The sequence below is a fragment of the Actinophytocola xanthii genome (assembly GCF_001921205.1).
Classification (GTDB): domain Bacteria; phylum Actinomycetota; class Actinomycetes; order Mycobacteriales; family Pseudonocardiaceae; genus Actinophytocola; species Actinophytocola xanthii.
The window spans coordinates 93,219-114,882 of record NZ_MSIE01000018.1; the positions used below are offsets into that span (position 1 = coordinate 93,219).

The window sequence follows — 21,664 nt, forward strand, 5'->3', positions numbered from 1 at the left end:
TTCTTCTCCTGTGTCAGCCAGCCAGCCGGGTGGTCGTGTTGCTGGTCTCTTCGCGGATCTCGAACTTGATCGACTTGGCCTCGGTCATGCAGGCCCGCATGGGCCCGGCCAGGTCGCGGTGTCCCGGGCTCCGCTCCCAGGCGACGAAGTGCTCGAGCGACTCCCACTCGCTGGTGATGAGCCACTGCTCTGGGTCCGCCGGGGACTGGCAGACCTGGTCCAGGATGTGCCCTGGCACGCCCCCGGCCACCTGGTAGCGGATCCGCTCGTAGGCGGCCAGGAACCGGTCGGTGTCCTCAGCCGGAACCCGGACCAGGAACACGATGCGTGCTCGTGCCGGCGTGCTCATACCGCCTCCTCGTACCGGCCGACGACGAGGGAGGTGTTGAACCCGTCGTAGCCTCGTGCGTTGACCAGGGCGAGCGAGGTCCGCTGGGCGGTCTGCTCGGTGACGAAGTTGAGCTCGCAGCCCGGCGCGGGGTCGGTGAGCCCGGGGGTGGCCGGCAGCACGTCGTAACGCATCGCCTGTAGCGCGGTCGCCACGTCGAGTGCCGCCCCGCCCTGGTACATCCGGCCGAGCTGACCCTTCTGGGTGGTCACCGGCACGTCCTCGCCGAGAACCTCCCGGATGGCGGCCGCCTCGACCCGGTCGCACTCCGGGACGCCCACCGCGTCCGGGAACACCACGTCCACGTCGGCGGCCGACCGGTCGGCGCGCTCCAGGGCCAGGCGCATGGCCCTGGCGACCTGGGTGACGTCGCCGCCGTCGCCGGGGCGGCTGGCCCGCCCGTCGTGGGTCGCGGCCCAGCCGAGCACCTCCCCGTGGATCGCCGCACCCCGCTCCAGGGCGTGGTCGAGGTCCTCGACCAGCAGTACCGCGCCGCCCTCGGACACCACGTAGCCCGCCGCACCCGCCGCGAAGGGCTGGTAGGCGGTCGCCGGGTCGGTGCTGGTGGACAGCCGTCGGGTGGACAGCTGGCAGGTGAGCGCGTATGGCGAGAGGGGTCCCTCGGTGCCGCCGGCCAGCACCGCCTTGGTGCCCCGCCGGATGGTCCGGACGGCCTGGGCGAAGCTGTCCAGGCCGCCCGCGCTCTCCGCCACCAGCACGCTGCACTGGCCCTTGAGCTGGTGCAGGATCGAGATCTGGCCCACGCTGGCCGCGTAGAACCAGGCGATCGACTGGTACACGCTGACCGCGCCGTCCGGCTCGGCCCACAGCGCCTGCAACTCGCCCTGGCCGAACTCGTTCCCGCCGGACGACGACGCCAGCGCGACCGCCGTCTCGTACGGGTCCATCCCGGACAGGTCGATCGTGGAGTCCTCGAGCGCCTCCTGGGTGGCGGCGAAGCCGTGCCAGGTCCAGCGGTCGGTGGCCACCTTCAGCCGGGGCGAGACGTACTCGTCCGGGTCGAAGTCGGGCACCTCGCCGGCCAGCGTCACGGGGTAGCTCGACGGGTCGAACCGGCTGATCCGGCCGAGCCGGGAGCTCCCGTCCAACACCGACTTCCAATGCGCGTCGGCACCGATGCCAGAGGGTGCGATCACCCCGATCCCGGTGATCACCGCGCGTGCCGCGGTCATGCTGCCTCCTTCAGGCGACTGAACACCATCGCCGACTGGAACCCGCCGAACCCGCTGCCCACCGACAGGGCGACGTTCACCCGCTTCTCGCGGGCGGTGTTCGGCGTGTAGTCCAGGTCGCACTCCGGGTCGCGCTGCGACCAGTTGGCCGTGGGCGCGATGGCGCTGCGGTCGATGGTGAGCGCGCAGGCGGCCATCTCGATCGCGCCGATGGCACCCAGCGAGTGCCCGATCATGGATTTGATCGAGCTCACCGGGGTGCGGTAGGCGTGGTCGCCCAGCGCCTTCTTGAACGCCGCGGTCTCGTGCCGGTCGTTCTGCTTGGTGCCGGAGCCGTGCGCGCAGATGTAGTCGACGTCGGTCGGGTTGGTCCGGCCCTGGTCCAGCGAGACCCGGATGGCCTCGGCCATCTCGAGCCCGTCCGGGCGCAGCCCGGTCATGTGGAAGCCGTTGGACCGGCTGGCGTACCCGGTGACCTCGCAGTAGATCTTCGCGCCGCGCGCGAGCGCGTGCGAGAGCTCCTCGAGGATCAGCACCGCGCCGCCCTCGCCCATCACGAAGCCCTTGCGGGTCGCGTCGAACGGGCGGGAGGCGTGCTCGGGGTCGTCGTTCTCCGGCGTCGTCGCCTTGATCGCGTCGAACGAGGAGACCGTGACCGGCGAGATCGGGCTGTCCGACGCGCCGGCGATGATCACGTCGGCCTCACCGTCCTGCACCAGGTGCCAGGCGTAGCCGATCGCGTCGATGCCCGACGTGCAGCCGGTGGACACCACCTGGGTCGGCCCGTGGGTGCCGTACCGGTGCGCGATGTCGGCCGAGAGCGAGCTCGGCACCAGCGCCTGGTACAGGAACGGGCCGGCGTAGGTGTGGTCGACCAGCCACTCCTTGCCGGTGTTCGACACGGCGACGTACTCGTCCTCGAGGGCCATCGTGCCGCCCACCGCGGAGCCCATGACCACGCCGGTGCTGTCCAGGGTCCGCTCGTCGAGCTCGAGCCCCGAGTCGGCCAGCGCCTCCCGGGCGCAGGCCAGGCCGAACTGGACGTAGCGGTCCGCGCGCCGGATCTCCTGGGCGGAGAGGCCGGCCGCGACCGGGTCGAAGTCGGCCTCCGCGGCGACCCTGGAGCGGAACTTGGTCGCGTCGAAGAAGCTGATCCTCCTGGTCGCGGTGCGGCCGGCGGTCAGGGTGGACCAGAACGCCTCGCGGGTGACGCCACCGGGGGCGACGACGCCGACCCCGGTGACGACGACCCGGCGCGGGCCGTGTTGGCCACTACCACGGCTCATGACTGCGCCTCGCGGGCCGCCAGGATCTTCTCGGCGACCGCGGCCGCCTCCTCGCGGGTCTCGGTGTCCACGTGCCCCAGCTCGGGCCGGGGCGCGAGCGGGCCGAGGTGGAAGACCGCGAAGACCTCCTCGGTGCCCACGTTGCGCAGCCGGTGGCGGGTCTCCTTGGGGACGTAGATGGCCGTGCCGGCGGGCACCGGGACGACCACGTCGTCGATGTCGGCCTCGAGCTCACCCCTGATGCAGAAGACGAACTCCTCGCTGTAGGGGTGGTAGTGCTCGGCGATGGCCTCGCCCGGCTGCAGGGTGGCGCCGCCCATGAAGCCCGAGGTGCTGCCGACGGTGCGCGGCGAGAGCAGGGTCTGGATGGTGCCGCCGCGCCGGTGGTCCTGCGGGCAGTCGTGGATCGAGACCGTCCGGTTCTCGGAGGCCCGGCGCGAGTGGTACGCCTTCTCGATCTTGTCCTTGATGATCTGGAGCTGGACCTTGGAGTTCTTGTTGATGTTGTTGACCATCCACTCGTCGTCCACCGGGGCGGTGTCCTTCATGTGGAAGTCCTGCACCCAGCGGAGGACGACGCCGCCCTCCACCTCCTCGTAGAACCACTCGAGGAACATGTACTCGAACGGCCCGGTCTCCACGCGGTGGGACTTCGTGCGCTTCTCGTCCAGGAACTTGGTCCGCTCGCTGACCCAGCTCCACACGGTCCCGTTGTCGTCGGGGTGCATGGTGAGCCGGAAGGTGACCGTGTCGCCCTCCTGGCTCAGCACCTCGGTCGCCGCGTACTCGGTGAACAGGTTCGGCCAGTTCGGCACGTCGTTGGTGATGTCCCAGACCAGCTGGAACGGTGCCTCGATACGGATCTGGTTGTCGGTGTGCCCAGCCATGTCGACCCTCCCCCTCACGCAGCCTGCTCGTTGGCGTTGTTGATGAACTCGACGATCTCGCCGACGTTCAGGCCGCCGGACTCGTCGGGGATCTCCACCCCGTACTGCTTGGTGATCACGATCTGCAGCTCGAGCACCGCAAGCGAGTCCAGGCCGAGGTCCTCCAGGGAGTTCTCGGGGGTGTCGGCCAACGTCTGCGGGGCCAGACCGACCTTCTTGACCAGGATCGACTCGATGTCGTCGAACGACACGTCCGCCATTGCGGGGCTCCTTATTTCTCGTAGGTGTAGAAGCAATGAGCCTGGGCATCCTTCGGCGAACGCCAGGTCGACAGGTAGGGCGAAATGAACTCGCTGAGCTTCTCGGAGATGCCGACGAACTCCGGGTGCCCCTTGATGCGGTCGATCGTCTTCTGACCGGGCTCGGCGGTCTCCAGCAGCTGGATGTAGACGTCGCCGAGGGTCCACAGGGACCGGTGCTCGACCCCCGCGATCCGCGGCAGCTCGGTGGCGTCTGAGTCGGCCCAGATCTGGGCGACCTTGTCCTGCGAGTCGGGCATGATTCGAGCGACAATCAGTGATCGGTGCACGCCAGTCTCCAGCTTCGACAGCGCTCGCAGCATGGTTTCGCCATATGGTCGAGCGGCGTATTCGGGTGGTTTGTCTCAGAAAGGATGCGTCGCGGCCGGTCCCAGGGTCATGAGTCGGCCGTCCCGGCGGGCTGGGCAGATGCCTCTCCTCCACCGGAATTCGAGCGGATCTCCACGGAGAATGTGACGCAGACGACAAATGCCGGCCGAACGAGCCGGCCGGCATTTTGTCAGAAATGCGTCAGAGAATTGTCAGGTGCAGTTCAGCACGAGCTTTCCGGTCACCCCGCGCTCGGCCCTGGCGAGCGCCTCGCCGGCCTCGCGCAGCGGCAGCGTGTGGATCTCCCGCGGCGCGATCTTGTCCGCGGACAGCAGGTCCAGCACCTGGGCCAGGTCCTCCCGGTAGGCCTGCGGCTGGGACTTCTCCAGTGACCAGGCGTTGTAGAAGCCGGTCTTCTTCCCGTCCGGCCGCAGGTTGGGCAGGATGATCCCGCCGAGGAAGCCGACCGCGCCGATGAACATGTTCGGCTTGCCGTCGCGCAGCGCGTCGTTCTGCCCGTAGGCGACCAGCCGGCCGCCGCGGCGCAGCACGCTGTAGGAGCGGAAGAAGTGCGGGCCGCCGATCGGGTCGAACGCCGCGTGCACGCCGCCGACCGAGTCGCGGATGGCGACGGCGAAGTCCTCGTTGCGGTAGTCGACGGCGACGGCGCCGTGCCGGCGGACGAGGTCGAGGTTGGCCGCGGACGCGGTGCCGAACACCGTCACCCCGCCGATGTGCTCGGCGAGCTGCAGGAACGCGAGCCCGACCCCGCCGGAGGCGCCGTGCACGAGGATGCTCTGGCCGGAGGAGATCCGCGCGACGCGGTGCAGCATCTGGTGAGCGATGAAGTAGTTCAGCGAGACAGCCGCCGCGCGGACCGGGTCGACGCCGTCGGGGACCGGCACGAGCCGTTCCGCGGGCAGGTTGATTCCGGTCGTGTAGCCACCGGAGACCACGAGCGCGGCCACCCGCTGGCCGACCTCGAGGCCGGTGACCCCGGCGCCGACCGACTCCACGACGCCGACGAGGTCGCAGCCGGGGACGAAGGGCGGCTTGGGTCCGCCGGGCACCACGCCGCGCTGGAAGAGCACGTCGCCGTAGGAGACCCCGGCCGCCTCGACCCGGACCCGGGCATGGCCCGCTGGCGGCGCCTCGAGGTCCGTGGTGCGGACCTCCAGGCAGTCGGTCTGCTGCCGGTTGACGGCGTACACCTGGGTCGTCTGCATCTGGGTCCTCCGTCACGAAATACAAGTGGTCAGGAAAAAGGTAAGGCTGTCGCTTGTCGGGCAACAAGTGGTTCCCGCTCGATCGGGGAACTGTTCATCGGCGCACCGGGACATTCGGTGGCAGACGTCGGGATTTCCGCGTGAAACGGTGGGCGGGACTGCAAATTCGACTGTTGTCAGTGCGCGGAGGTCGTAGATGTCCGAAGAGAACATCGAGCTGGTCCGGTTCGTGACCGAAGAAGGACTGAACAAGGGGAACCTCGGATTCATCAACGACGTCTTCTCCGACGACTACGAGGTGCACACCGCTGGGCTGGCGCTGCCGAAGGGACCGGCCGCCTTCCAGATGGCGGTCGAGTTCTGGAAGCGGGCGTTCCCCGACTTCACCTGTGGCATCCAGGACATGTTCGCCTCCGGTGAGCTGGTCGGGCTGCGGTTCCGCACCACCGGCACGCATACCGGCCCGCTGATGTGGATGCCCCCGACCGGGCGGACGTTCGTCGTCGAGGGCGTCGACCTGCACCGCGTGCGCGGGGGCAAGGTCGTCGAGTCGTGGATCAGCGACGACTTCCCGCGCATCCTGTTCGAGCTCGGCATCGTGGAGGAGCCCCGGCCGCCGGCCGGCGCCGCTCCGCCGGCGGGCGTGGCGATCCCCGAAGCGAAAGCAAGCTGATGGCGAGCAAGATCGCTTTCGTCGGCCTCGGCGCGATGGGCGGGGGCATGGTCTCCCGCCTGCTCGCCGCCGGGGCCGGTGTGACCGTCTACAACCGGACCCGGGCGCGCGGTGAGGCGCTGGTGGCGGAGGGCGCGGAGCTGGCCACGACGCCGGCCGCCGCCGCTCGCGGCGCCGACGTGGTGTTCCTGTCGCTGGCCACCAGCGAGGTCGTCGAGCAGCTGCTGTTCGGCGAGAACGGGGTCGTCGAGGGCCTGCCCGAGGGCGCGGTGGTCGCCGACATGTCCACCGTCGCCCCGGACTTCGCGGTGTCCCTGCAGGCACGGCTGGCCGAGACCGGCCACCGCGGACTGGACGCCTGCGTGCTCGGCAACGCCCAGCACGCCAAGGACGGCGAGCTCCGCTTCATGATCGGCGGCGAGGCGGCGGACGTCGCCGCGCTCGAGCCGGTCATCGAGCCGCTCGCCAAGGAGGTCGTCCACCTCGGGCCCGGCGGCATGGGCGCGACGGCCAAGCTGGCGCTGAACCTGCTGATGGGTGTCCAGATGCAGGCGCTGGTCGAGGCCATCGCGTTCGGCGAGCGGGCCGGGCTGGACCGCGCCACGTTGATCAGGCTGATCGCCGCCGGCGGCTACAGCAGCCCGATGATGAAGTTCAAGGCCGGCGTGATGGGCAGGCGGGCGTTCGAGAAGCCGGACTTCCGCCTGAAGCTCATGCGCAAGGACCTCGGCCTGGTGCTGGCCGAGACCCAGCGGCTCGGCGTCCCCATGCCGACCACCGCCACCAGCTACGACTGGCTGACCGCCGCCCAGAACCGCGGTCTGGGCGAGCACGACGTGGCGGCCCTGCTCGCGTTCATGGAGTCGGTTTCCGACCTCGACTACCCCTGGCCGGGCGAGGCCGCGTAAGCCCCGGAAAAACCTCGGCCGCCCCTGTATCCAGCAGGGGCGGCCGGCCTCTTTATCCATGGGGGCCGACGAGGACCGGATCCGTCCTGGGGAGAACGGACACGGTCTCGCGGTCTGAGGGGGCCGAAGGCCGCCTCCGCTCGGGGAGTGGCGGAGGCGGCCTTCGGGCTGTCCGGGGGTTCACCGGTCGCCGATCGCCGCGAGGATGTTCACCCTGGCCGCCCTGGTCGACGGGGCGAGCGCCGCGACCAGCCCGGCGAGGATCGCGAGGCCGAGGAACAGGGCCAGCGAGGCCCACGGCACGGCCAGCACGGCGAGGCCGGCCACCGACACGAACGCCGCACCGGCCAGCGTGCCGAAGGCCAGACCCACCAGCCCGCCGAAGACCGACATCACCAGCGACTCGGCCACCACCATGTGCACCATGTGCGACCTGCGCATACCGATCGCGCGAAGCAGGCCCAGCTCGCGGGTGCGCTCGAGGATCGATAGCGCCATCGTGTTGACCACGCCCAGGATGCCGATCACCACCGAGAGCCCGAGCAGGACGTAGAGCATGATCTCGGCGATGTCGAGGCGGCTGGAGGCGTCCGAGGCCAGCTGGGTCTGGTCGGCGACGGTCACCTCGGGGTTGTCCGCCACCAGCTCGGATACCGAGGACTTGACCGCCGCCGCGTCCGCACCGGGCTCGAGCTCGACATAGCCCAGCGCCGGCAGCGGCGAGACGAACCGCTCGGCAGCGACCTCCGGTGCCAGGACGGGGCCGCGGAGCAGGAAGTTCGGCTCGTAGCTGCCCACCACCCGGTACTCCTGCCACCCGGCGCGCTGGGTCGAGACGCGGATCCGGTCGCCGACGGCGAGACCCTGATCGGCCAGCGTTTCGGTGTCGACCACGACCTCGTCCCTGGCGAGCGTGCGGAGCGTGCCGTCCACTGCCTCCAGACCGAGCACGGACTCCAGCCGGGACAGGTCGCCGGCGTTGCCCGGGCTCGGGCCGGGCGCCCGGCCGTCGAGCTGGACGGTGTCGACGTACTGGGCGGTGGCGACCGCGACGCCGGGGACCTCGCGAGCCCGCTCGACGACCTCCGGCGCGAACGTGGGCATGATCCGGCCGTCGGCGGCGGTCGGCGGGCCGCCGGACTGACCGCCCGCCCGCGCGCTCACGCCGTCGCCGGAGATCACCAGGTCGGCGGTGAGGTCGCTGGCGACCACCGACGACACGTCGCCGCGCAGCGACTCGGCCACCACGCCGACGCCGCCGACCAGCCCGAGCGTGACCACCAGCGTGGCGACGGTGATGGCGGTGCGCCGCGGGTTGCGCTCGGCGTTGCGCCGGCCCAGCTTGCCCGGCGTCGACCAGCTCAGCAGCCGGCCCACCGCGGGCAGCAGGTACCGGCTGGCCACCGGGGTGAGCAGGGCCAGGCCGAGCAGTGCCAGCACCACCCCGCCGCCGAGCGCGAGCCAGCGGAAGTCACCGGCGATCCCGGTCACCGCTGCGACGAGCCCGGCCGTGCCGAGCGCCGCCGGCACCGCGCCGGCCACGGTGATCCCGGTCAGCGACCGCTGCTCGGCGGCCGCCTCCCGCATCGCGGCGACCGGCGGGACGCGGGAGGCCCGCACCGCCGGGACGAGCGCCGCGACCAGCGTGACCAGCACGCCGACGACGAAGGCCAGCACCAGGTCCGGCATCGGCACGGTCAGCCCGACCGGCAGCTGCGCCCCACTCTGAGACTCCATGAACGACTTCAGCAGGGTCGAGACGGCGATCCCCGCACCCACACCCACGGCCGAGGCCAGCACACCGACCAGCGCGGCCTCCACGAGCACCGAGCCGACGATCTGGCGCCGACGGGCGCCGAGCGCGGCGACCAGCGCGAGCTCGGAGGTGCGCTGGGCGACCAGGATCGAGAACGTGTTGAGGATCAGGAAGATCCCGATCAGCAGGGACAGCCCGGAGAAGGCGAGCAGCACCATCCGCACGGTCTCCAGGAACGCCTGGCCCTCCGAGGCGGTCTGCTCGGCCAGCTCGTCGCCGGTCCGAACCAGGTAGGAGGACCCCAGCACGTCGGCGACCTGGTCCCGGAGCTTCTCGGGGGACACCCCGTCGGCCGCGGTCATTGTGACCGAGGAGTACACGCCGGTCCTGCCGAGGATCAGCTGTTGGGCCACCGGCTCGGTGAACGCCACCTCCGTGCCGCCGCCCATGGTGTCCAGGCCGTTGCGGTAGCCGTAGATACCGACCACCTGGAAGGTCTGCCGCGGCCGGAGGGTGAGCACGTCGATGGTGCCGCCGACGCCGAACCCGCCCTGCTCGGCCAGCCCGGCGTTGATCGCGACCTCGTTCGCGGCCCGGGGTCCCCGCCCCTCGCGCAGTCGGGTCATGCCGGTCTCGCCGGCCCAGGCCACACCGAGGCGGGGCGGCCCCTGGACGGAGATCACCTTGCCGTCCGGTCCGATCGGTCGTGCCCCGTCGGCCGACACCACGCCCGTGACGCTTTCCGCGTCGCGCACAGCGTCCAGCTCCTCGAGGACCGACGCCGGCAGCGGTGGCGCGAAGGTGGTCGACTCGTCCACGTTGGGCCGGGCCGAGACCGACACGTCCACATCGGACGCAGCGGTCGCGAAGATCGCGTCGAAGCCGTTTCCGATGGTCTCCGTGGTGACCATCGCCGCGGACACCGCGGTGACCCCGAGCACGACCGCGAGCCCGGCCAGCGCCAGCCGCAGCTTGCGGGCGAGCAGTCCCTTGAGGGTGGCGCGGAGCATCATGCCCTCGCCCGAGGCTCGGCGTCCTGGCCGAGCGCGTCGAGGGCCTTCATCGTGTCCAGCACGTCGTCGGCGTCGGGGTCGCGCAGCTCGTGCACGAGCCGGCCGTCGAGCAGGAACACCACCCGGTCGGCGAAGGCCGCCGCGTTCGGGTCGTGGGTGACCATGACGATCGTCTGGTTGAACTCCTCGACCGAGCGGCGCAGGAAGCGCAGGATGTCGCCGCCGGAACGGGAGTCCAGGTTGCCGGTCGGCTCGTCGGCGAAGATCACGTCCGGCTTGGGCAGCAGTGCCCGTGCGCAGGCCACCCGCTGCTGCTGCCCGCCGGAGAGCTCGCTCGGCCGGTGGGTCAGCCGGTCCGCGAGGCCGACGGCCTCCACCACCGTGTCGAACCAGCGCGCGTCCGGCCGACGGCTCGCGATCGCCAGCGGCAGGGTGATGTTCTCCTCCGCGGAGAGTGTCGGCAGCAGGTTGAACTGCTGGAAGATGAACCCGACCCGGTTGCGGCGCACGTCCGCGAGCGCCTTGTCCCCGAGGCCGGTCAACCGGGTCTCCCCGATCCACACCTCGCCTGAGTCCACTGTGTCCAGTCCGGCCAGGCAGTGCATCAGGGTGGACTTGCCCGAGCCGGACGGGCCCATAATCGCCGTAAACTGTCCACGTTGGACGTTCACGGTGAGGTCATTGAGGGCGGTTACCGCGGTCGCGCCGGTACCGAAGGTCTTGGTCACCCCGTCCGCGCGAGCCGCCAGGCCGGTGATCGTATGCTGGGACACGGTGGTCATCACGACTCCTGGATGCGTTGTTGGGGAGCGAGATCGCGGCGCCAGGGGATGCGGCCCCACGGCTTGCCGACCGACAGCACCGCGGCGACGAACGTCAGCCCGGCCACCACGGCCAGCATGCCGACCAGGCTGATGCCCTCGCCCTCGGTCAGGGTGCCGGCGTCGGCCAGCTCCGCCGCGCCGCGCACCGAGTTCTCGAGGGTGGCGGTCCCGGCCACCAACAGGGCACACCCGATCGCGAGCTTCACCGCCACCCAGTAGTACCGCAGCAGGCCCCACCGGGTGCCGAGGCCGAGGACCAGCCCGCTGACCAGCATGAGCATCGTGGCCGGCAGGAAGAGCACGTCGGCTAGCAGCACCGCCGCGTCGTAGGCGGTGCGCCGGGTGGCGAGGTCGTCGGTGCTCAACCCGACCACCGCGAGCACCAGCACGCACAGCTCGATGCCGAGCCAACCGACCGCGCTGACGATGTGCACGAGCTGCCAGACCTTGCGTGGCGCACCGTGCAGCGGCTTGATCCGGACCGTACTGGGCGACATCGTCACACCCGTTCCGTCGGGGGTCACCGTTCAACCCCCCAGGGTGGTGGCCGCCACTGACGAACCGCTCGACCGCCGCCCCGCAGGTACGCCGCGTGCGCGAACACGGTGCCCCACAGCAGCAGCATCGGTCCGGCCGGCCAGAAGAACGGCACGCCGGAGGCGACCCAGCGGAGGACCAGGAACACCGACAGCACGGCGGCGACCGTCACGTGGACCCGGAGCCGGCCCGGCGCCACGACCGGCCGCCGGGCCGGCGGCGCCGGTGCGGACGCGGCCGGCAGGTCCGCGACGAACCGCTCGAGCTCGTGTCGGTAGGTGCTGGCGTAGATGAGGTTCATCCGCTCCTCGGCCTCGGCGAGGCTCAGCCGGCCCTCGCCGGCCGCGTCGCTCACCGCGGCGGCGACGCGCTCCCGCTCGGCGTCCGAGGCGCGGACCGGAGCGGTGCTCTCCGGCGTCGTCCCGCGTGGCTCGTTCATGGTGTCCACTGTCGCGCGCGGCGGCGTTCTCGTCGTCGGACAGCCGACTGAACCCGCACTACCGTGGCCGGCGACGACCGGGTCGCCGTCCTGCGCCCGGGGGCGTACGCCTCCCGGCGGAGGGTCGTGTCCTGATCGAGCCCTCCGGCCGGCCGGGGCCGGCCTCATCTACGGTCGTGGCATGGCCGCACCGGCACCTCGCCCCTCGCGGGGGTTCAACCTCCACGGGCTGCCGCCGTTCGCGATCGTCATCCCGGTCGCGTTCGTCCAGTACGTGGGCACCTACCCGGCGGCGAAGTTCCAGGGCGACGAGCACCTGGTCAACGGCCTGACGCAGCTGCTGGTGCTGATCGGGCCGCTGTTCCTGGTGATGCGCCGCTCCCGGCCGCTGCTCACGCTGCTCGCGACGGTCGCGGTCACGATCGTCTACCTGCTGCTGCACTTCCCGTGGGGGCCGGTGGTCCTCTCCCCGGTCGTCGCCGCGTTCAACGCGGTGCTGCACGGACAACGGCTGATCGGCTGGCTGTCCGCCGGCGCCGCGCTCGCGGTGGTGCTGACCGTGGGCGACCTGACCAAGGCGGACTACAACCCCGGCCTCACCGAGATCGGGTTCGGCGTGGCCTGGCTGACGCTGATCCTGGTGTTGGCCGAGATCATCAAGGTTCGTCGCGACCGTGCCGACCAGGCCGCGCAGGCACTCGAGGAACAGTCTCTGCGGCGGGCCAGCGAGGAACGGCTCAAGATCGCCCGCGAGGTGCACGACGTGCTCGCCCACCACGTCTCGCTGATCAACGTCCAGTCCGGTGTCGCGCTGCACCTGATCGACGAACAGCCCGAGCAGGCGCGCCAGGCGTTGTCGGCGATCAAGCAGTCCAGCAAGGAGGTGCTGGTCGAGCTGCGCAGCATCCTGGGCGTGCTGCGGGACGCCGACGCGGACACGGGCGGCTCCGCCCCCCGTCAGCCCGTCGCCAGCCTCGACCAGCTCGACCGGCTGCTCGAGCGGATGCGCGAGGCGGGCCTGCCGGTGCGGCTCGCGGTCACCGGCCAGCGCCGCCAGCTCCCCAGCGGGGTGGACGCGGCGGCGCTGCGGATCGTGCAGGAGTCGTTGACCAACACCTACCGGCACGCCGGTCCGACCGAGGCGGTCGTCCGGCTCGACTACCTGCCGGGCGAGCTGACCATCGAGGTGCTCGACGACGGCCGCGGCGCGCTGGCGCCCGGCTCGTCCGACGGCACCGGCAGCGGGCTGGTGGGGATGCGTCAGCGGGCCGAGGCGCTGGGCGGCACACTGTCGGCCGGGCCGCGGCCCGGCGGCGGGTTCCGGGTCGTCGCAACGCTGCCAACGGGCTCCACCGGTGGGATCGAGACCGAGGACGGTTCATGATTCGAGTTGTGCTAGCCGACGACCAGGCGCTGGTGCGTGCCGGGTTCCGGGCGCTGCTGAACGCGCAGGGCGACGTCGAGGTCGTCGCCGAGGCGGCGGACGGGAACGAGGCCGTCGCCGCCGCCCGGGAGCACCGTCCCGACGTGATCCTGATGGACATCCGCATGCCGGGTCTCGACGGTCTGGAGGCGACCCGGCAGATCGCCGCCGACAGCACGCTGTCCGATGTGCACGTTCTCATCCTGACCACGTTCGAGGAGGACGAGTACGTCTTCGAGGCCATCCGGGTCGGGGCGAGCGGCTTCCTGGTCAAGGACACCGAGCCGGTCGAGCTGGTCCGCGCGGTCCGGGTCGTGGCGGGCGGCGACGCGCTGCTCTCCCCGGGCGTCACCCGCCGTCTGATCGGCGAGTTCGCGACCCGGGCGAAGAAAGCACCGCAGCCTTCCACTTTGGACGTTCTGACCGACCGCGAGCGCGAGGTGGTCGCGCTCGTCGGCGAGGGCCTGACCAACGACGAGATCGCCCAACGCCTCGTGGTCAGCCCGGCGACGGCCAAGACCCACGTCAGCCGGGCGATGATCAAACTCGCCGCGCGGGACCGGGCCCAGCTCGTCGTGTTGGCCTACGAGTCCGGGCTGGTCCGTCCCGGCTGGGCCGACTGAGTACCGCCGGGGGCGCAGCCGCGCCTCGGCGTCCCTACGTCTCGAAGCGTAGGCGCGAAGCCTCCGCTGGTCCGAGGTGTTCGTCAGCGCGGGCTGGCACGCTGGGGCCGGCCACGGCTGTGGCACGTCTTGAGTCGACAACGGAGGACCGCGATGACCGCCACCCGACAACCCCGCCGCGGGAGTCCGGGCGTCCTGACGGGTTCCTTGTTCGTTCTGCTGTGGCTGGCCGCCTCGGTCGTCCAGGCGATGGCCGGAGCGAGCTTCCCCAGACCGACCGACGACATGGCCACCGTCGGTGACGCGATGCGCGATGGCGCGGCTCAGCTGGAGCGCAGCGCCGGCCTGCAGGTGCTCAGCGCGGTGGCCCTGCTCTGGTTCGCCGGCATCCTCGCCGCGTACCTGCGCCGGGCCGGCCGGCCCGGTCCGTGGCCGGACGTGGTGCAGGCGGGCGGGATCGCCGCCACGGTGACGCTGATGGCGAGCGCGGCCGCGACGCTGGGGCTGGGCGGCACCGACCTGGTGAACGACGACGCCTCCGCCCAGCTGCTGTACCAGCTCACCTTCTGGCTGGGTGGGCCGATCCACGTGGCCGCGCTCGCCACCCTGATCCTCGGCGCCGCCCGCGGCCTCGTCCTGCCGAAGTGGTTGACGATCGCCGGGCTGGTGATCGGCGCGGCCGGCGTGCTCGCCGCGCTGGCCCCGATCGTGCCCCCGCTGGTGCTGTTCACGCCGATCGGCCGCTTCCTCGGGTTCTTCTGGATCGTCGGAGTCACCGTGCTGATCGCGTTCCGCGGAACCCCGGCCGCCACCACGGAGGAGACCGTGTCCCCGGCGGCGTCGGAGTCCTCGGCCCGGGTCTGAGCCGAGCGCCACACCGCCAACACGAGAGGCCGGGCCGCACGGGCCCGGCCTCTCGTGTTTCGCAGTTCAGTTGCCAAGACCCGCCCGGCGGGCCTGCACGGCGGCCTCGGTGCGGTCGGCGATCTGCAGCTTCGCGAAGATGCGGGACAGGTAGTTCCGGACCGTCTTGATCGAGAGCCCGAGCCGCCTGGCGATCGAGGCGTTGCCGAGGCCGTCGGCGACCAGCTCCAGCACCGCCCGTTCCCGGTCGGTCAGCTCGGGGAACGGGTTGGCCGACTCACGGGGCTTGTTCAGGTAGTCCAGCGCCCAGTTCGCCACCGCGGCCCCGAACACCACCCCGCCACGGCGGACCGTGCCGATCGCCTGGCCGATGTCCTCCGAGGAGGCGCCCTTGACCAGGTAACCGCGCGCACCCGCCCGCATGGCGGCGAGGAACGTGTCCCGGTCCTCCAGCATCGAGAGGATGATGACCGAGGTGTCCGGGCAGCGGGAGGCGAGCGTCTTGGTCACCTCGATGCCGCTCGTGCCCGGCATGTTCACGTCCATCAGCGCGAGGTGCGGCCGGAGCCGGTAGACCTCGGACAGCGCCTCGGGACCGGTGCGGGCCTCGCCGACCACCTCGACCACGTTGATCAGGTCCAGCAGCATGCGCAGGCCCGACAGGTACACCGGGTGGTCGTCGGCGATCACCACGCGGATCTTGGCGATTGTCGGCCCGCCGGTCTCGATCGTCGCTGTCATGAGTAGGTCTCCTCCGCTGGCGAGGGAGCCGGCAGGTAGGCGGTGACGGTGACACCAAAGCCGTTGTTCCGCACGCCGTTGTCCACGATGTCGCACCAGCCGCCCAGCTCCGTGGCGCGGCTGCCCATCGAGGTCAGGCCGACCCCTGGCCGGTCGAGGCCCGCGCCGCCGATGCCGTCGTCGGTGATCTCCAGCCGCAGCCCGTCCTCGCCCCACACACGGAGCTCGCAGGTGCGGGCCTTCGCGTGCTTGACCACGTTCGTGAGCGCCTCCTTGGCGATCCAGAACGCGGCCACCTGGGCGGCCCGGTCGACCACGGTGACGGTCTCGTCGACCTCCACGGAGACCACCAGGGTGCCGCCGCTCGCCCGGCTCATCCGCCTGCCCAGCGTCCGCAGCGCGTCGTCGAGCTCGTGGCCGTCCAGCTCGGCCGGACTCTGGTCGGCGAGCATGCGCCGGAACTCGGCCATGAACGCGGCGGCCTCGCGGCGCAGCTCGTGCAGCACCTCCTCGGCCGCACCCTGGTTCGCCGTCAGCAGCTGGGTGAGGACGTCGGCACGCACCATGATCCCGGCCAGCCCTGGCCCGAGCCCGTCGTGCAGGTTCCGCCGGAGCCGGACCATCTCCTGGTAGTGCTGGCACTCACCGGTCCGGCACTCGGCCGGCAGGCCGGGCTTCCTGGCGTGACGTTGTTTGCGGTTTTCCACGGTGAGGGCGCGGGGCACAGGGACCTCCGAGGCTTGGCTTACCTCTTGATGTTGTGCCGCGACCCTGGAAGCCACCTCGAAACGGGAGCAGGGCGGATTCGAGCATCCGGTCAGCTGTTCGCCGGCCGGCAGCGCAGCACCACGGGTCCGGTCGAGGCCAGCGCGACGTCCAGCGAGAGAGGCCGACCAGCGGTGACGGCGGCGTTGCGGGACAGCGAGGCAAGCTGGCGAACGGTGGCCCGGCCGAGCGAGTACCGGTACCGCCAGGCGACCGGGAGGCTCACGATGTGCGTCCCGCCGTCCGCTGTCACATGCGCCGTTGGCTTCCAGGCGAGCTGCTCGCGGATCGCGCCGCCGTCGGCCGGCACCTCGAAGGTGTCGGCCGGGGACTGTGCCTCGGTCAGCCCCCACCGGCCGTCCACCCGCACCGCGCGGTGGCGGTCCGGGTGGGCGTGCACCACGGCGGTCGCCGTCGCCGGCACGAACGGCTGCAGCAGCAGCACGCAGTTGCCGTGGGCGGTGGTCAGCCCCCAGCGGCGCGCGGCGGCGACGGCCTCCACCAGGGCCTCGGGCAACGCCTCGAGGTGCTGGTTGTACATGACGAGCTTGCCGGCCGACCCGGCGCGGACGGGGTCCGGGTTGGCCACCCCGAGGGTCAGCGGCCCCGAGGTCGGACAGTGGAGGGTGAGCATCCCGTGCGCCGCGGTCAGCAGCTGCTCGACCACGTCGTCCACCTCGACCTCGGGTGCGACCACGATCACGACGGTCGGTGCGACGGGGAGCTGGTCGAGCAGGCTCGCGGTCACCCCCACCTCGGCGCCGACCAGCGCGTGCCGGCGCGCCATCCAGCGGCCGACGGGGAGGACCCTCGCCCCCAGCCGCAGCCCGGCCCGCCCGCCGACCCGCTCGGACCGGGTGGCGGCGAGCACGGAGATGTCCGAACCACGCTGGATGACCTGACCATGGGGCCACTCGTCAGGGGCCCGAACCTCGGACTGCACAGCCGTTCCCCTTCTCGTCCCAGCCGACCAGTTATGGCCGCTTGGCCAAAACCTAGAAAGCCGAACACGAGAAACGCTCGACGCCGGATCGAGCTCCGCTCGAGCTCAGCCGGGGGAGAGGTGACCGGTCGTGCGTTTCCACCAGGAGCTGCCGAGCATGCCGGACAGGCCGACCAGCCTGACTAGCGGCGGCACCTGGTGCCGCGGCTCCGGCTCGTCGCCCTCGAGCTCCTCCACCAGGTCGGCGTCGACCAGCTGGTCCAGCACGGTGTGCACTGCGGCCGGGGTCATGCTCACCCGCTCGGCGATCTCGCCGGCGGTCAGCAGTTCGTCGTGTGCGGCGGCGAGCCGGCGGAAGACCCAGCGCTGCCGGGCGGAGAGCGTCTGGTAGGCCTCGGCGAGCCGGCCGAACACGTCGAACCCGCCGTAGCTCAGCTCGTTCATCCGGTTCCGCTCGTCGGTCATCCTGGCCACCATCCGCGACAGGTGCCACCCCGGCCGGCCGGCGAGCTTCGCGCTGACCGCCCGCAGCGCCAGTGGCAGCCGGTCGGTCAGCTCGACGAGCCGTTCCGCCGCGTCCAGCTCCTGGCTCACCCGCTGCTCGCCGACGGTCGTCGCCAGCAGCTGTACCGACTCCGGCACCGACAGCACCGGCAGCCGCAGCCGCACCGCGCCGGGCAGCGCGTCCACCGGCACCCTGCTGACGACGACCAGCCCGCAGCCCGAGCCGCTGGGTACCAGGTGGCGCAGCATGTCCGCGGCGCCTGCCTTGTCCAGCACGACGAGCAGGCGCCGGTCCGCTGTCCAGCTGCGGAACATCAGGGCGGCCTCGGCGACGCTGTTCGGCACGTCCGTCTCCTCCGCGCCGATCGCCTTGAGCATCGCGATCAGCACCTGCCGGACCGGCATCGGGCTGCCGTCGGCACCGGCGAGGTCGACGTAGAGCTGCCCGTCGGGGAAGTGCGCCCGCACCCCCCGGCCCGCCCTGGCCACGAACGCGCTCTTGCCGATCCCGGGCCGGCCCACCACGTTCACCACGCGCAGACCCTGGATGTCCGGCCCGGTCAGCAGACGTGTGAACGCGTCTATCTCGGCATGGCGGCCGACGAAGTCCGGTACCTCGGCCGGCAGTTGCGCCGGCACCAGATGTCCGACCTGGACGGTCGGCTGCGCGCTGTCGGCCGGCTGGGTGGCGCCCGCGCCGGTGCCGGGCAGGTCCAGCTCCGGGTCGGCCTCCAGCATCAGCTGGTGCAACCGCTGTAGCTCCGCGGCGGGGTCCAGGCCGAGCTCGTCCACGAGGGCGGTGCGGATCCGCTGGTACACGCCGAGCGCGTCGGCACGGCGACCGCTGCGGTACAGCGCGATCATCAGCTTGGCCGAGAAGTCCTCCCTGGTCGGCTCGCCGTTCACCAGGCTGGTCAGCTCGCCGATGATCTCCTGGTGCCGACCGAGCTGGAGGTCGGCTTCGATGCGCAGCGCGAGCACCGTCCGGCGCAGCTCCTCGAGCCGGGTGGCGTGCGAGTACAGCAGTGGTCCACTCGCGACTCCCTCGAGGAAGTCTCCCCGCCACAGGGAGAGTGCGTCGCGGAAGGTCTCCGAGGCGGCCTCGGTGTTGGCCGAGAGCAGCTCCTGCCGCCCGCGCCTGGCGAGCTGCTCGAACAGGTTCGCGTCGATCGAGTCGAGGTCGGGCAGCTGGAGGATGTAACCACCGGGGTGACTGATCAGCGTCGGGCTCGCCACCACCCCGTCGACCGGCTTGTCGTCGAGCTTCAACAGCTTGCGCAGCTGGTAGATGTAGGTCTGCACGGTGGTCAGTGCGCTCTGTGGCGGGCTCTGCTCCCACAGCTCCTCGACGAGTTGGTCGACCCGGGTGACCGAGTTGGCCTGGACTGCCAGCAGCGAGAGCACTTGGCGCAGCTTGGGCGCTGACGGGGTGACCACCTTGTCACCCCGCACGAGTAACAGCGGGCCGAGCACGCCGAGCGTGATAGCCCCAGGTTCCCCGGAGCGCGGCTGGTTCGCTACGATGCGGGTCGTCCCGGTGTGCCGCAGAAGTGTTGATGTGGCTTCTGCTCCAGTGTGACGATTCTGCATGAGAACTCCCAGACTGCGCTCAACCCGACAAATCTCATGGTGGCACCCACGGCGTCGTGGAACTGTCGCTGTCAGCGTTCTTCGACTACTGCTCGACTCATCTTCGCGGCTTGGTGCCGAGCACCAGTGACTCGGAGCCGACCAGGGCACGCACCTGCACGCCCGACATCCCGGCGGAACGCAACCAGTCCGCACAGTCCACTGTGGAGCGGACGCTACCGCTCGGGTTCACCAGCTGGGTGTTGAGGTTCACCAACCAGTTCCGGGCCGTGCTGGGCCGGTCGGGGTCGATCAACGAGTCGAGCACGACCAGCGTTCCGCCCGGTTCCAGTGCCTCGGCGGCGCGGGCCACCAGGTCGGTGCAACGCTCCTCGTCCCAGTCGGACATGAGGTGGCCGAGCAGGTAGACCTCGGCCGGCGGGAGCACGTCGGCGAAGAAGTCGCCGCCGCGGAAAAGCATCCGTTCGGCCAGGCCGAGCCGCCCGGCGAGCTCGTCGAACAGCGGGGCCATCGCGGGGATGTCGAAGCAGGTTCCCACCAGGTGCGAGTGTGCGGCCAGCACGGTGGCGAGCGTGCCGCCGCGGGCACCGCCGAGGTCGACGACACTGGTCACCGCGGACCAGTCCAACGCCGCGGCGAGCGCCGGCCCGCAGTCGGCGGCCAGTCCCTCGGCCGTCTCGGCGAACCGACGCAGTGCGAGCGCGTCACCGTCGAACCCGAGGCCGGCCCGGTCGCCCTGTGGCTGCCCGGTCTCCAGCAGGTCGCGCAGTCGTGTCCACAGCGGGAACTGCCAGCCCGCGAGCGCGAACAGCCCACCGAGGTAGTCCGGGCTCGCCCGATCGAGCCAGGTCGCCGCGGTCGGCCCGTTGCGGTAGCCGTGTTCGTCGTGCTCGAGGATGCCGATCGCGCAGAGGCCGCCCAGCAGTGCCTCGGTCGGCTGGGGGTGCAGCCGCAGCCGCGCGCACAGCTCCTCGAGGGAGGCCGGCCCGGTGGCGAGCAAGGAGAACAGGTCGAGCTCGACGGCGACGGCGAGTACCCGCGAGTGCCAGAAGGCGGTCGCCGCCTGGAACAGGTCGGCCGGACCGGCCGGGGCGTTCACTGGTTCGGCGGCCACCGGTGCTCCTCTCGAACTCGAGGCGACGATCCGGCCGAGCGTCCGTGCATGCACTCGAGGCGGGCTCGAGGGACCGTCGCGACCGCCTCGTCTCGGTTCGGTCTCGAGTGGTCCTCGAGGTTCCGGACCCAGCCTTGCGCCATCGAGAGACGCGAGGAGTCGCCATGAGCACGCAGTCGCACAGTGAACGTGACACCCGGACGGCGGGGGCGCCGGTGCGGGAGGCGGCCGGCCAGCAGACCTCCCCGGTGACCGACCACTCCAGCGACGATCACCTCATCCGGGGGTACAACTGATGGCGCGGTCCTCCCGCCGTCCCCGCCTGTGCGGGGGCTGTCTGCTCCGCACGCTGGCCGGCGTGGCCTGGCCGATGTGGGGCGCCCGACCGGAGGGCTGGCCGCGGATGGTCCAGTGCCGGTCCTGCACCACCCGGCTGCGCGGCTGAGGCGTCGCGCGGTCGGATGGAGAACCGGTGCGGCGCCGCTCGGCCAGCGCTGTCCGCACGGCGCCGCATCGGATCTCACTCGCCCGGCCCCGCGGGCTCGACGACACGCGGGCACCACCTGTTCGGGTGGTCATTGTGGGCATGTCCCAGCCCCTGACTAGTCACAGGTGGACCATTTCGACCATGACTGGTCATGGGACCGGCTTACCCTGCCGGGATGACCAGGAGTTCTCCACTCGCGTTGGTGGTGCTCGCCCTGCTGGCCGAGGAGCCGATGCACCCCTACCGGATGCAGCAGATGATCAAGGAGCGCGGGAAGGACAAGATCGCCAACGTCGCCCAGCGCAACAGCGTGTACCAGACCATCGAGCGGCTCCTGCGTGCCGAGCTGATCGGCGTGCGGGAAACCACGCGCGAGGAGCGCCGCCCCGAGCGGACCGTCTACGAGATCACCGACGAGGGCTGGGCGACGCTGCGCTCCTGGACCAGGTCCATGTTGTCCGCCCCCCGGCGGGAGTTCCCGGAGTTTCCGGCCGCGCTGACGTCGGTGATGCTGCTGGAGCCGGTCGACGTGCTCGCCCAGCTCGATTCGCGGGCGGAGGCGTTGCGCGCGGAGATCGAGGTCTCGCGGGCGGAGTACGAGGCCATGGGGGACCTGCCGCGCCTGTTCCTGCTCGACGACGAGTACCTGGTGACGATGCGGGAGAGCGAGCTCCGCTGGGTCGAGGGCGTGGCCGCCGACCTGCGCGCGGGCCGGCTCACCTGGTCCGAGGAGTGGATCCGGGACGTGGCGGCGACGATCGAGGGGTAGGGCTCGCCCGGGTAGGACCACCAGGCGGGGAACCGCGCGGTGCTCATCGGGATCCAGGACGCCGGTCCGGACGTCCGAGTCG

At 71.3% G+C, this 21,664-nt stretch carries 24 protein-coding genes; 8 read left to right on the plus strand and 16 right to left on the minus strand.

Annotated elements, in window-relative coordinates; all coding sequences use genetic code 11:
• Nucleotides 1-13: 13 nt before the first annotated feature.
• The 7 genes from BU204_RS12175 to BU204_RS12205 all read right to left on the minus strand — a co-directional run bounded on the left by BU204_RS12175 (nt 14) and on the right by BU204_RS12205 (nt 5,609).
• A complete protein-coding gene (locus BU204_RS12175; RefSeq protein WP_075125736.1) occupies nt 14-349 on the minus strand; it encodes an antibiotic biosynthesis monooxygenase family protein in 336 nt (111 codons plus the stop codon).
• Nucleotides 346-1,581, minus strand: a complete 1,236-nt coding sequence (locus tag BU204_RS12180; RefSeq protein ID WP_075125737.1) for a beta-ketoacyl synthase N-terminal-like domain-containing protein — start codon at nt 1,579-1,581, stop codon at nt 346-348. The genes BU204_RS12175 and BU204_RS12180 overlap by 4 nt, the downstream gene beginning before the upstream one ends.
• Nucleotides 1,578-2,867 (minus strand): beta-ketoacyl-[acyl-carrier-protein] synthase family protein, encoded by a 1,290-nt coding sequence (locus BU204_RS12185; protein WP_075125738.1) that lies wholly within the window; start codon nt 2,865-2,867, stop codon nt 1,578-1,580. Before BU204_RS12185 ends, BU204_RS12180 begins: the two co-directional genes overlap by 4 nt.
• A complete protein-coding gene (locus BU204_RS42150) occupies nt 2,864-3,754 on the minus strand; it encodes a cupin domain-containing protein (RefSeq protein ID WP_075125739.1) in 891 nt (296 codons plus the stop codon). The genes BU204_RS12185 and BU204_RS42150 overlap by 4 nt, the downstream gene beginning before the upstream one ends.
• A gap of 14 nt (nt 3,755-3,768) precedes the next feature.
• Complete coding sequence (locus BU204_RS12195; protein WP_075125740.1) at nt 3,769-4,014, minus strand: phosphopantetheine-binding protein; 246 nt, start codon at nt 4,012-4,014, stop codon at nt 3,769-3,771.
• Between the two features lie 11 nt (nt 4,015-4,025).
• Complete coding sequence (locus tag BU204_RS12200; protein WP_269844638.1) at nt 4,026-4,376, minus strand: TcmI family type II polyketide cyclase; 351 nt, start codon at nt 4,374-4,376, stop codon at nt 4,026-4,028.
• Nucleotides 4,377-4,595: 219 nt separating this feature from the next.
• The gene (locus BU204_RS12205) at nt 4,596-5,609 is read right to left on the minus strand and encodes a medium chain dehydrogenase/reductase family protein (protein WP_075125741.1); all 1,014 of its coding nucleotides are present in this window, start codon (nt 5,607-5,609) and stop codon (nt 4,596-4,598) included.
• 196 nt (nt 5,610-5,805) lie between these two features.
• On the opposite strand from BU204_RS12205, the gene BU204_RS12210 reads away from it, so the two are divergent.
• Together BU204_RS12210 and BU204_RS12215 are read left to right on the plus strand one after the other, a co-directional pair.
• The gene (locus tag BU204_RS12210) at nt 5,806-6,282 is read left to right on the plus strand and encodes an ester cyclase (RefSeq protein WP_075125742.1); all 477 of its coding nucleotides are present in this window, start codon (nt 5,806-5,808) and stop codon (nt 6,280-6,282) included.
• A complete protein-coding gene (locus BU204_RS12215) occupies nt 6,282-7,190 on the plus strand; it encodes an NAD(P)-dependent oxidoreductase (RefSeq protein WP_075125743.1) in 909 nt (302 codons plus the stop codon). Before BU204_RS12210 ends, BU204_RS12215 begins: the two co-directional genes overlap by 1 nt.
• Before the next feature lie 180 nt (nt 7,191-7,370).
• On the opposite strand, the gene BU204_RS12220 is transcribed toward BU204_RS12215, so the two are convergent.
• Genes BU204_RS12220 through BU204_RS12235 form a run of 4 tightly spaced genes read right to left on the minus strand, consistent with a single transcriptional unit; the run spans nt 7,371 to nt 11,759 of the window.
• A complete protein-coding gene (locus BU204_RS12220; RefSeq protein WP_083661239.1) occupies nt 7,371-9,959 on the minus strand; it encodes an ABC transporter permease in 2,589 nt (862 codons plus the stop codon).
• Entirely contained in the window at nt 9,956-10,741 is a 786-nt protein-coding gene (locus tag BU204_RS12225) for an ABC transporter ATP-binding protein (RefSeq protein WP_075125745.1), read from the minus strand. The genes BU204_RS12220 and BU204_RS12225 overlap by 4 nt, the downstream gene beginning before the upstream one ends.
• The gene (locus BU204_RS12230) at nt 10,741-11,280 is read right to left on the minus strand and encodes a hypothetical protein (RefSeq protein ID WP_075125770.1); all 540 of its coding nucleotides are present in this window, start codon (nt 11,278-11,280) and stop codon (nt 10,741-10,743) included. Before BU204_RS12230 ends, BU204_RS12225 begins: the two co-directional genes overlap by 1 nt.
• Before the next feature lie 23 nt (nt 11,281-11,303).
• A complete protein-coding gene (locus tag BU204_RS12235) occupies nt 11,304-11,759 on the minus strand; it encodes a DUF1707 SHOCT-like domain-containing protein (protein WP_075125771.1) in 456 nt (151 codons plus the stop codon).
• 181 nt (nt 11,760-11,940) lie between these two features.
• Here BU204_RS12235 and BU204_RS12240 point away from each other — a divergent pair, with 181 nt between their 5' ends.
• The 3 genes from BU204_RS12240 to BU204_RS12250 all read left to right on the plus strand — a co-directional run bounded on the left by BU204_RS12240 (nt 11,941) and on the right by BU204_RS12250 (nt 14,669).
• Nucleotides 11,941-13,143 (plus strand): sensor histidine kinase, encoded by a 1,203-nt coding sequence (locus BU204_RS12240; RefSeq protein WP_158073450.1) that lies wholly within the window; start codon nt 11,941-11,943, stop codon nt 13,141-13,143.
• Nucleotides 13,140-13,805: a response regulator transcription factor gene (locus tag BU204_RS12245; RefSeq protein ID WP_075125746.1), complete on the plus strand. Its 666-nt coding sequence runs from the start codon at nt 13,140-13,142 to the stop codon at nt 13,803-13,805. The genes BU204_RS12240 and BU204_RS12245 overlap by 4 nt, the downstream gene beginning before the upstream one ends.
• A 153-nt stretch (nt 13,806-13,958) precedes the next feature.
• Nucleotides 13,959-14,669: a hypothetical protein gene (locus BU204_RS12250; protein WP_075125747.1), complete on the plus strand. Its 711-nt coding sequence runs from the start codon at nt 13,959-13,961 to the stop codon at nt 14,667-14,669.
• Nucleotides 14,670-14,735: 66 nt separating this feature from the next.
• On the opposite strand, the gene BU204_RS12255 is transcribed toward BU204_RS12250, so the two are convergent.
• The 5 genes from BU204_RS12255 to BU204_RS12275 all read right to left on the minus strand — a co-directional run bounded on the left by BU204_RS12255 (nt 14,736) and on the right by BU204_RS12275 (nt 20,326).
• The gene (locus BU204_RS12255) at nt 14,736-15,410 is read right to left on the minus strand and encodes a response regulator (RefSeq protein ID WP_075125748.1); all 675 of its coding nucleotides are present in this window, start codon (nt 15,408-15,410) and stop codon (nt 14,736-14,738) included.
• On the minus strand, nt 15,407-16,135 hold the full coding sequence (locus BU204_RS12260; protein WP_075125749.1) for a sensor histidine kinase: 729 nt from the start codon (nt 16,133-16,135) through the stop codon (nt 15,407-15,409). Before BU204_RS12260 ends, BU204_RS12255 begins: the two co-directional genes overlap by 4 nt.
• Nucleotides 16,136-16,227: 92 nt before the next feature.
• Entirely contained in the window at nt 16,228-17,118 is an 891-nt protein-coding gene (locus BU204_RS12265) for a hypothetical protein (RefSeq protein WP_075125750.1), read from the minus strand.
• A gap of 105 nt (nt 17,119-17,223) precedes the next feature.
• Nucleotides 17,224-19,095: an AfsR/SARP family transcriptional regulator gene (locus tag BU204_RS12270; RefSeq protein WP_075125751.1), complete on the minus strand. Its 1,872-nt coding sequence runs from the start codon at nt 19,093-19,095 to the stop codon at nt 17,224-17,226.
• 214 nt (nt 19,096-19,309) lie between these two features.
• Nucleotides 19,310-20,326: a methyltransferase gene (locus BU204_RS12275; protein ID WP_143229471.1), complete on the minus strand. Its 1,017-nt coding sequence runs from the start codon at nt 20,324-20,326 to the stop codon at nt 19,310-19,312.
• Nucleotides 20,327-20,490: 164 nt separating this feature from the next.
• Here BU204_RS12275 and BU204_RS41905 point away from each other — a divergent pair, with 164 nt between their 5' ends.
• From BU204_RS41905 to BU204_RS12280, 3 genes are all read left to right on the plus strand, one after another.
• The gene (locus tag BU204_RS41905) at nt 20,491-20,622 is read left to right on the plus strand and encodes a hypothetical protein (protein WP_269844639.1); all 132 of its coding nucleotides are present in this window, start codon (nt 20,491-20,493) and stop codon (nt 20,620-20,622) included.
• The gene (locus tag BU204_RS40030) at nt 20,622-20,771 is read left to right on the plus strand and encodes a hypothetical protein (RefSeq protein WP_158073451.1); all 150 of its coding nucleotides are present in this window, start codon (nt 20,622-20,624) and stop codon (nt 20,769-20,771) included. The genes BU204_RS41905 and BU204_RS40030 overlap by 1 nt, the downstream gene beginning before the upstream one ends.
• A 217-nt stretch (nt 20,772-20,988) precedes the next feature.
• Complete coding sequence (locus BU204_RS12280) at nt 20,989-21,582, plus strand: PadR family transcriptional regulator (RefSeq protein WP_075125752.1); 594 nt, start codon at nt 20,989-20,991, stop codon at nt 21,580-21,582.
• Nucleotides 21,583-21,664 lie beyond the last annotated feature (82 nt).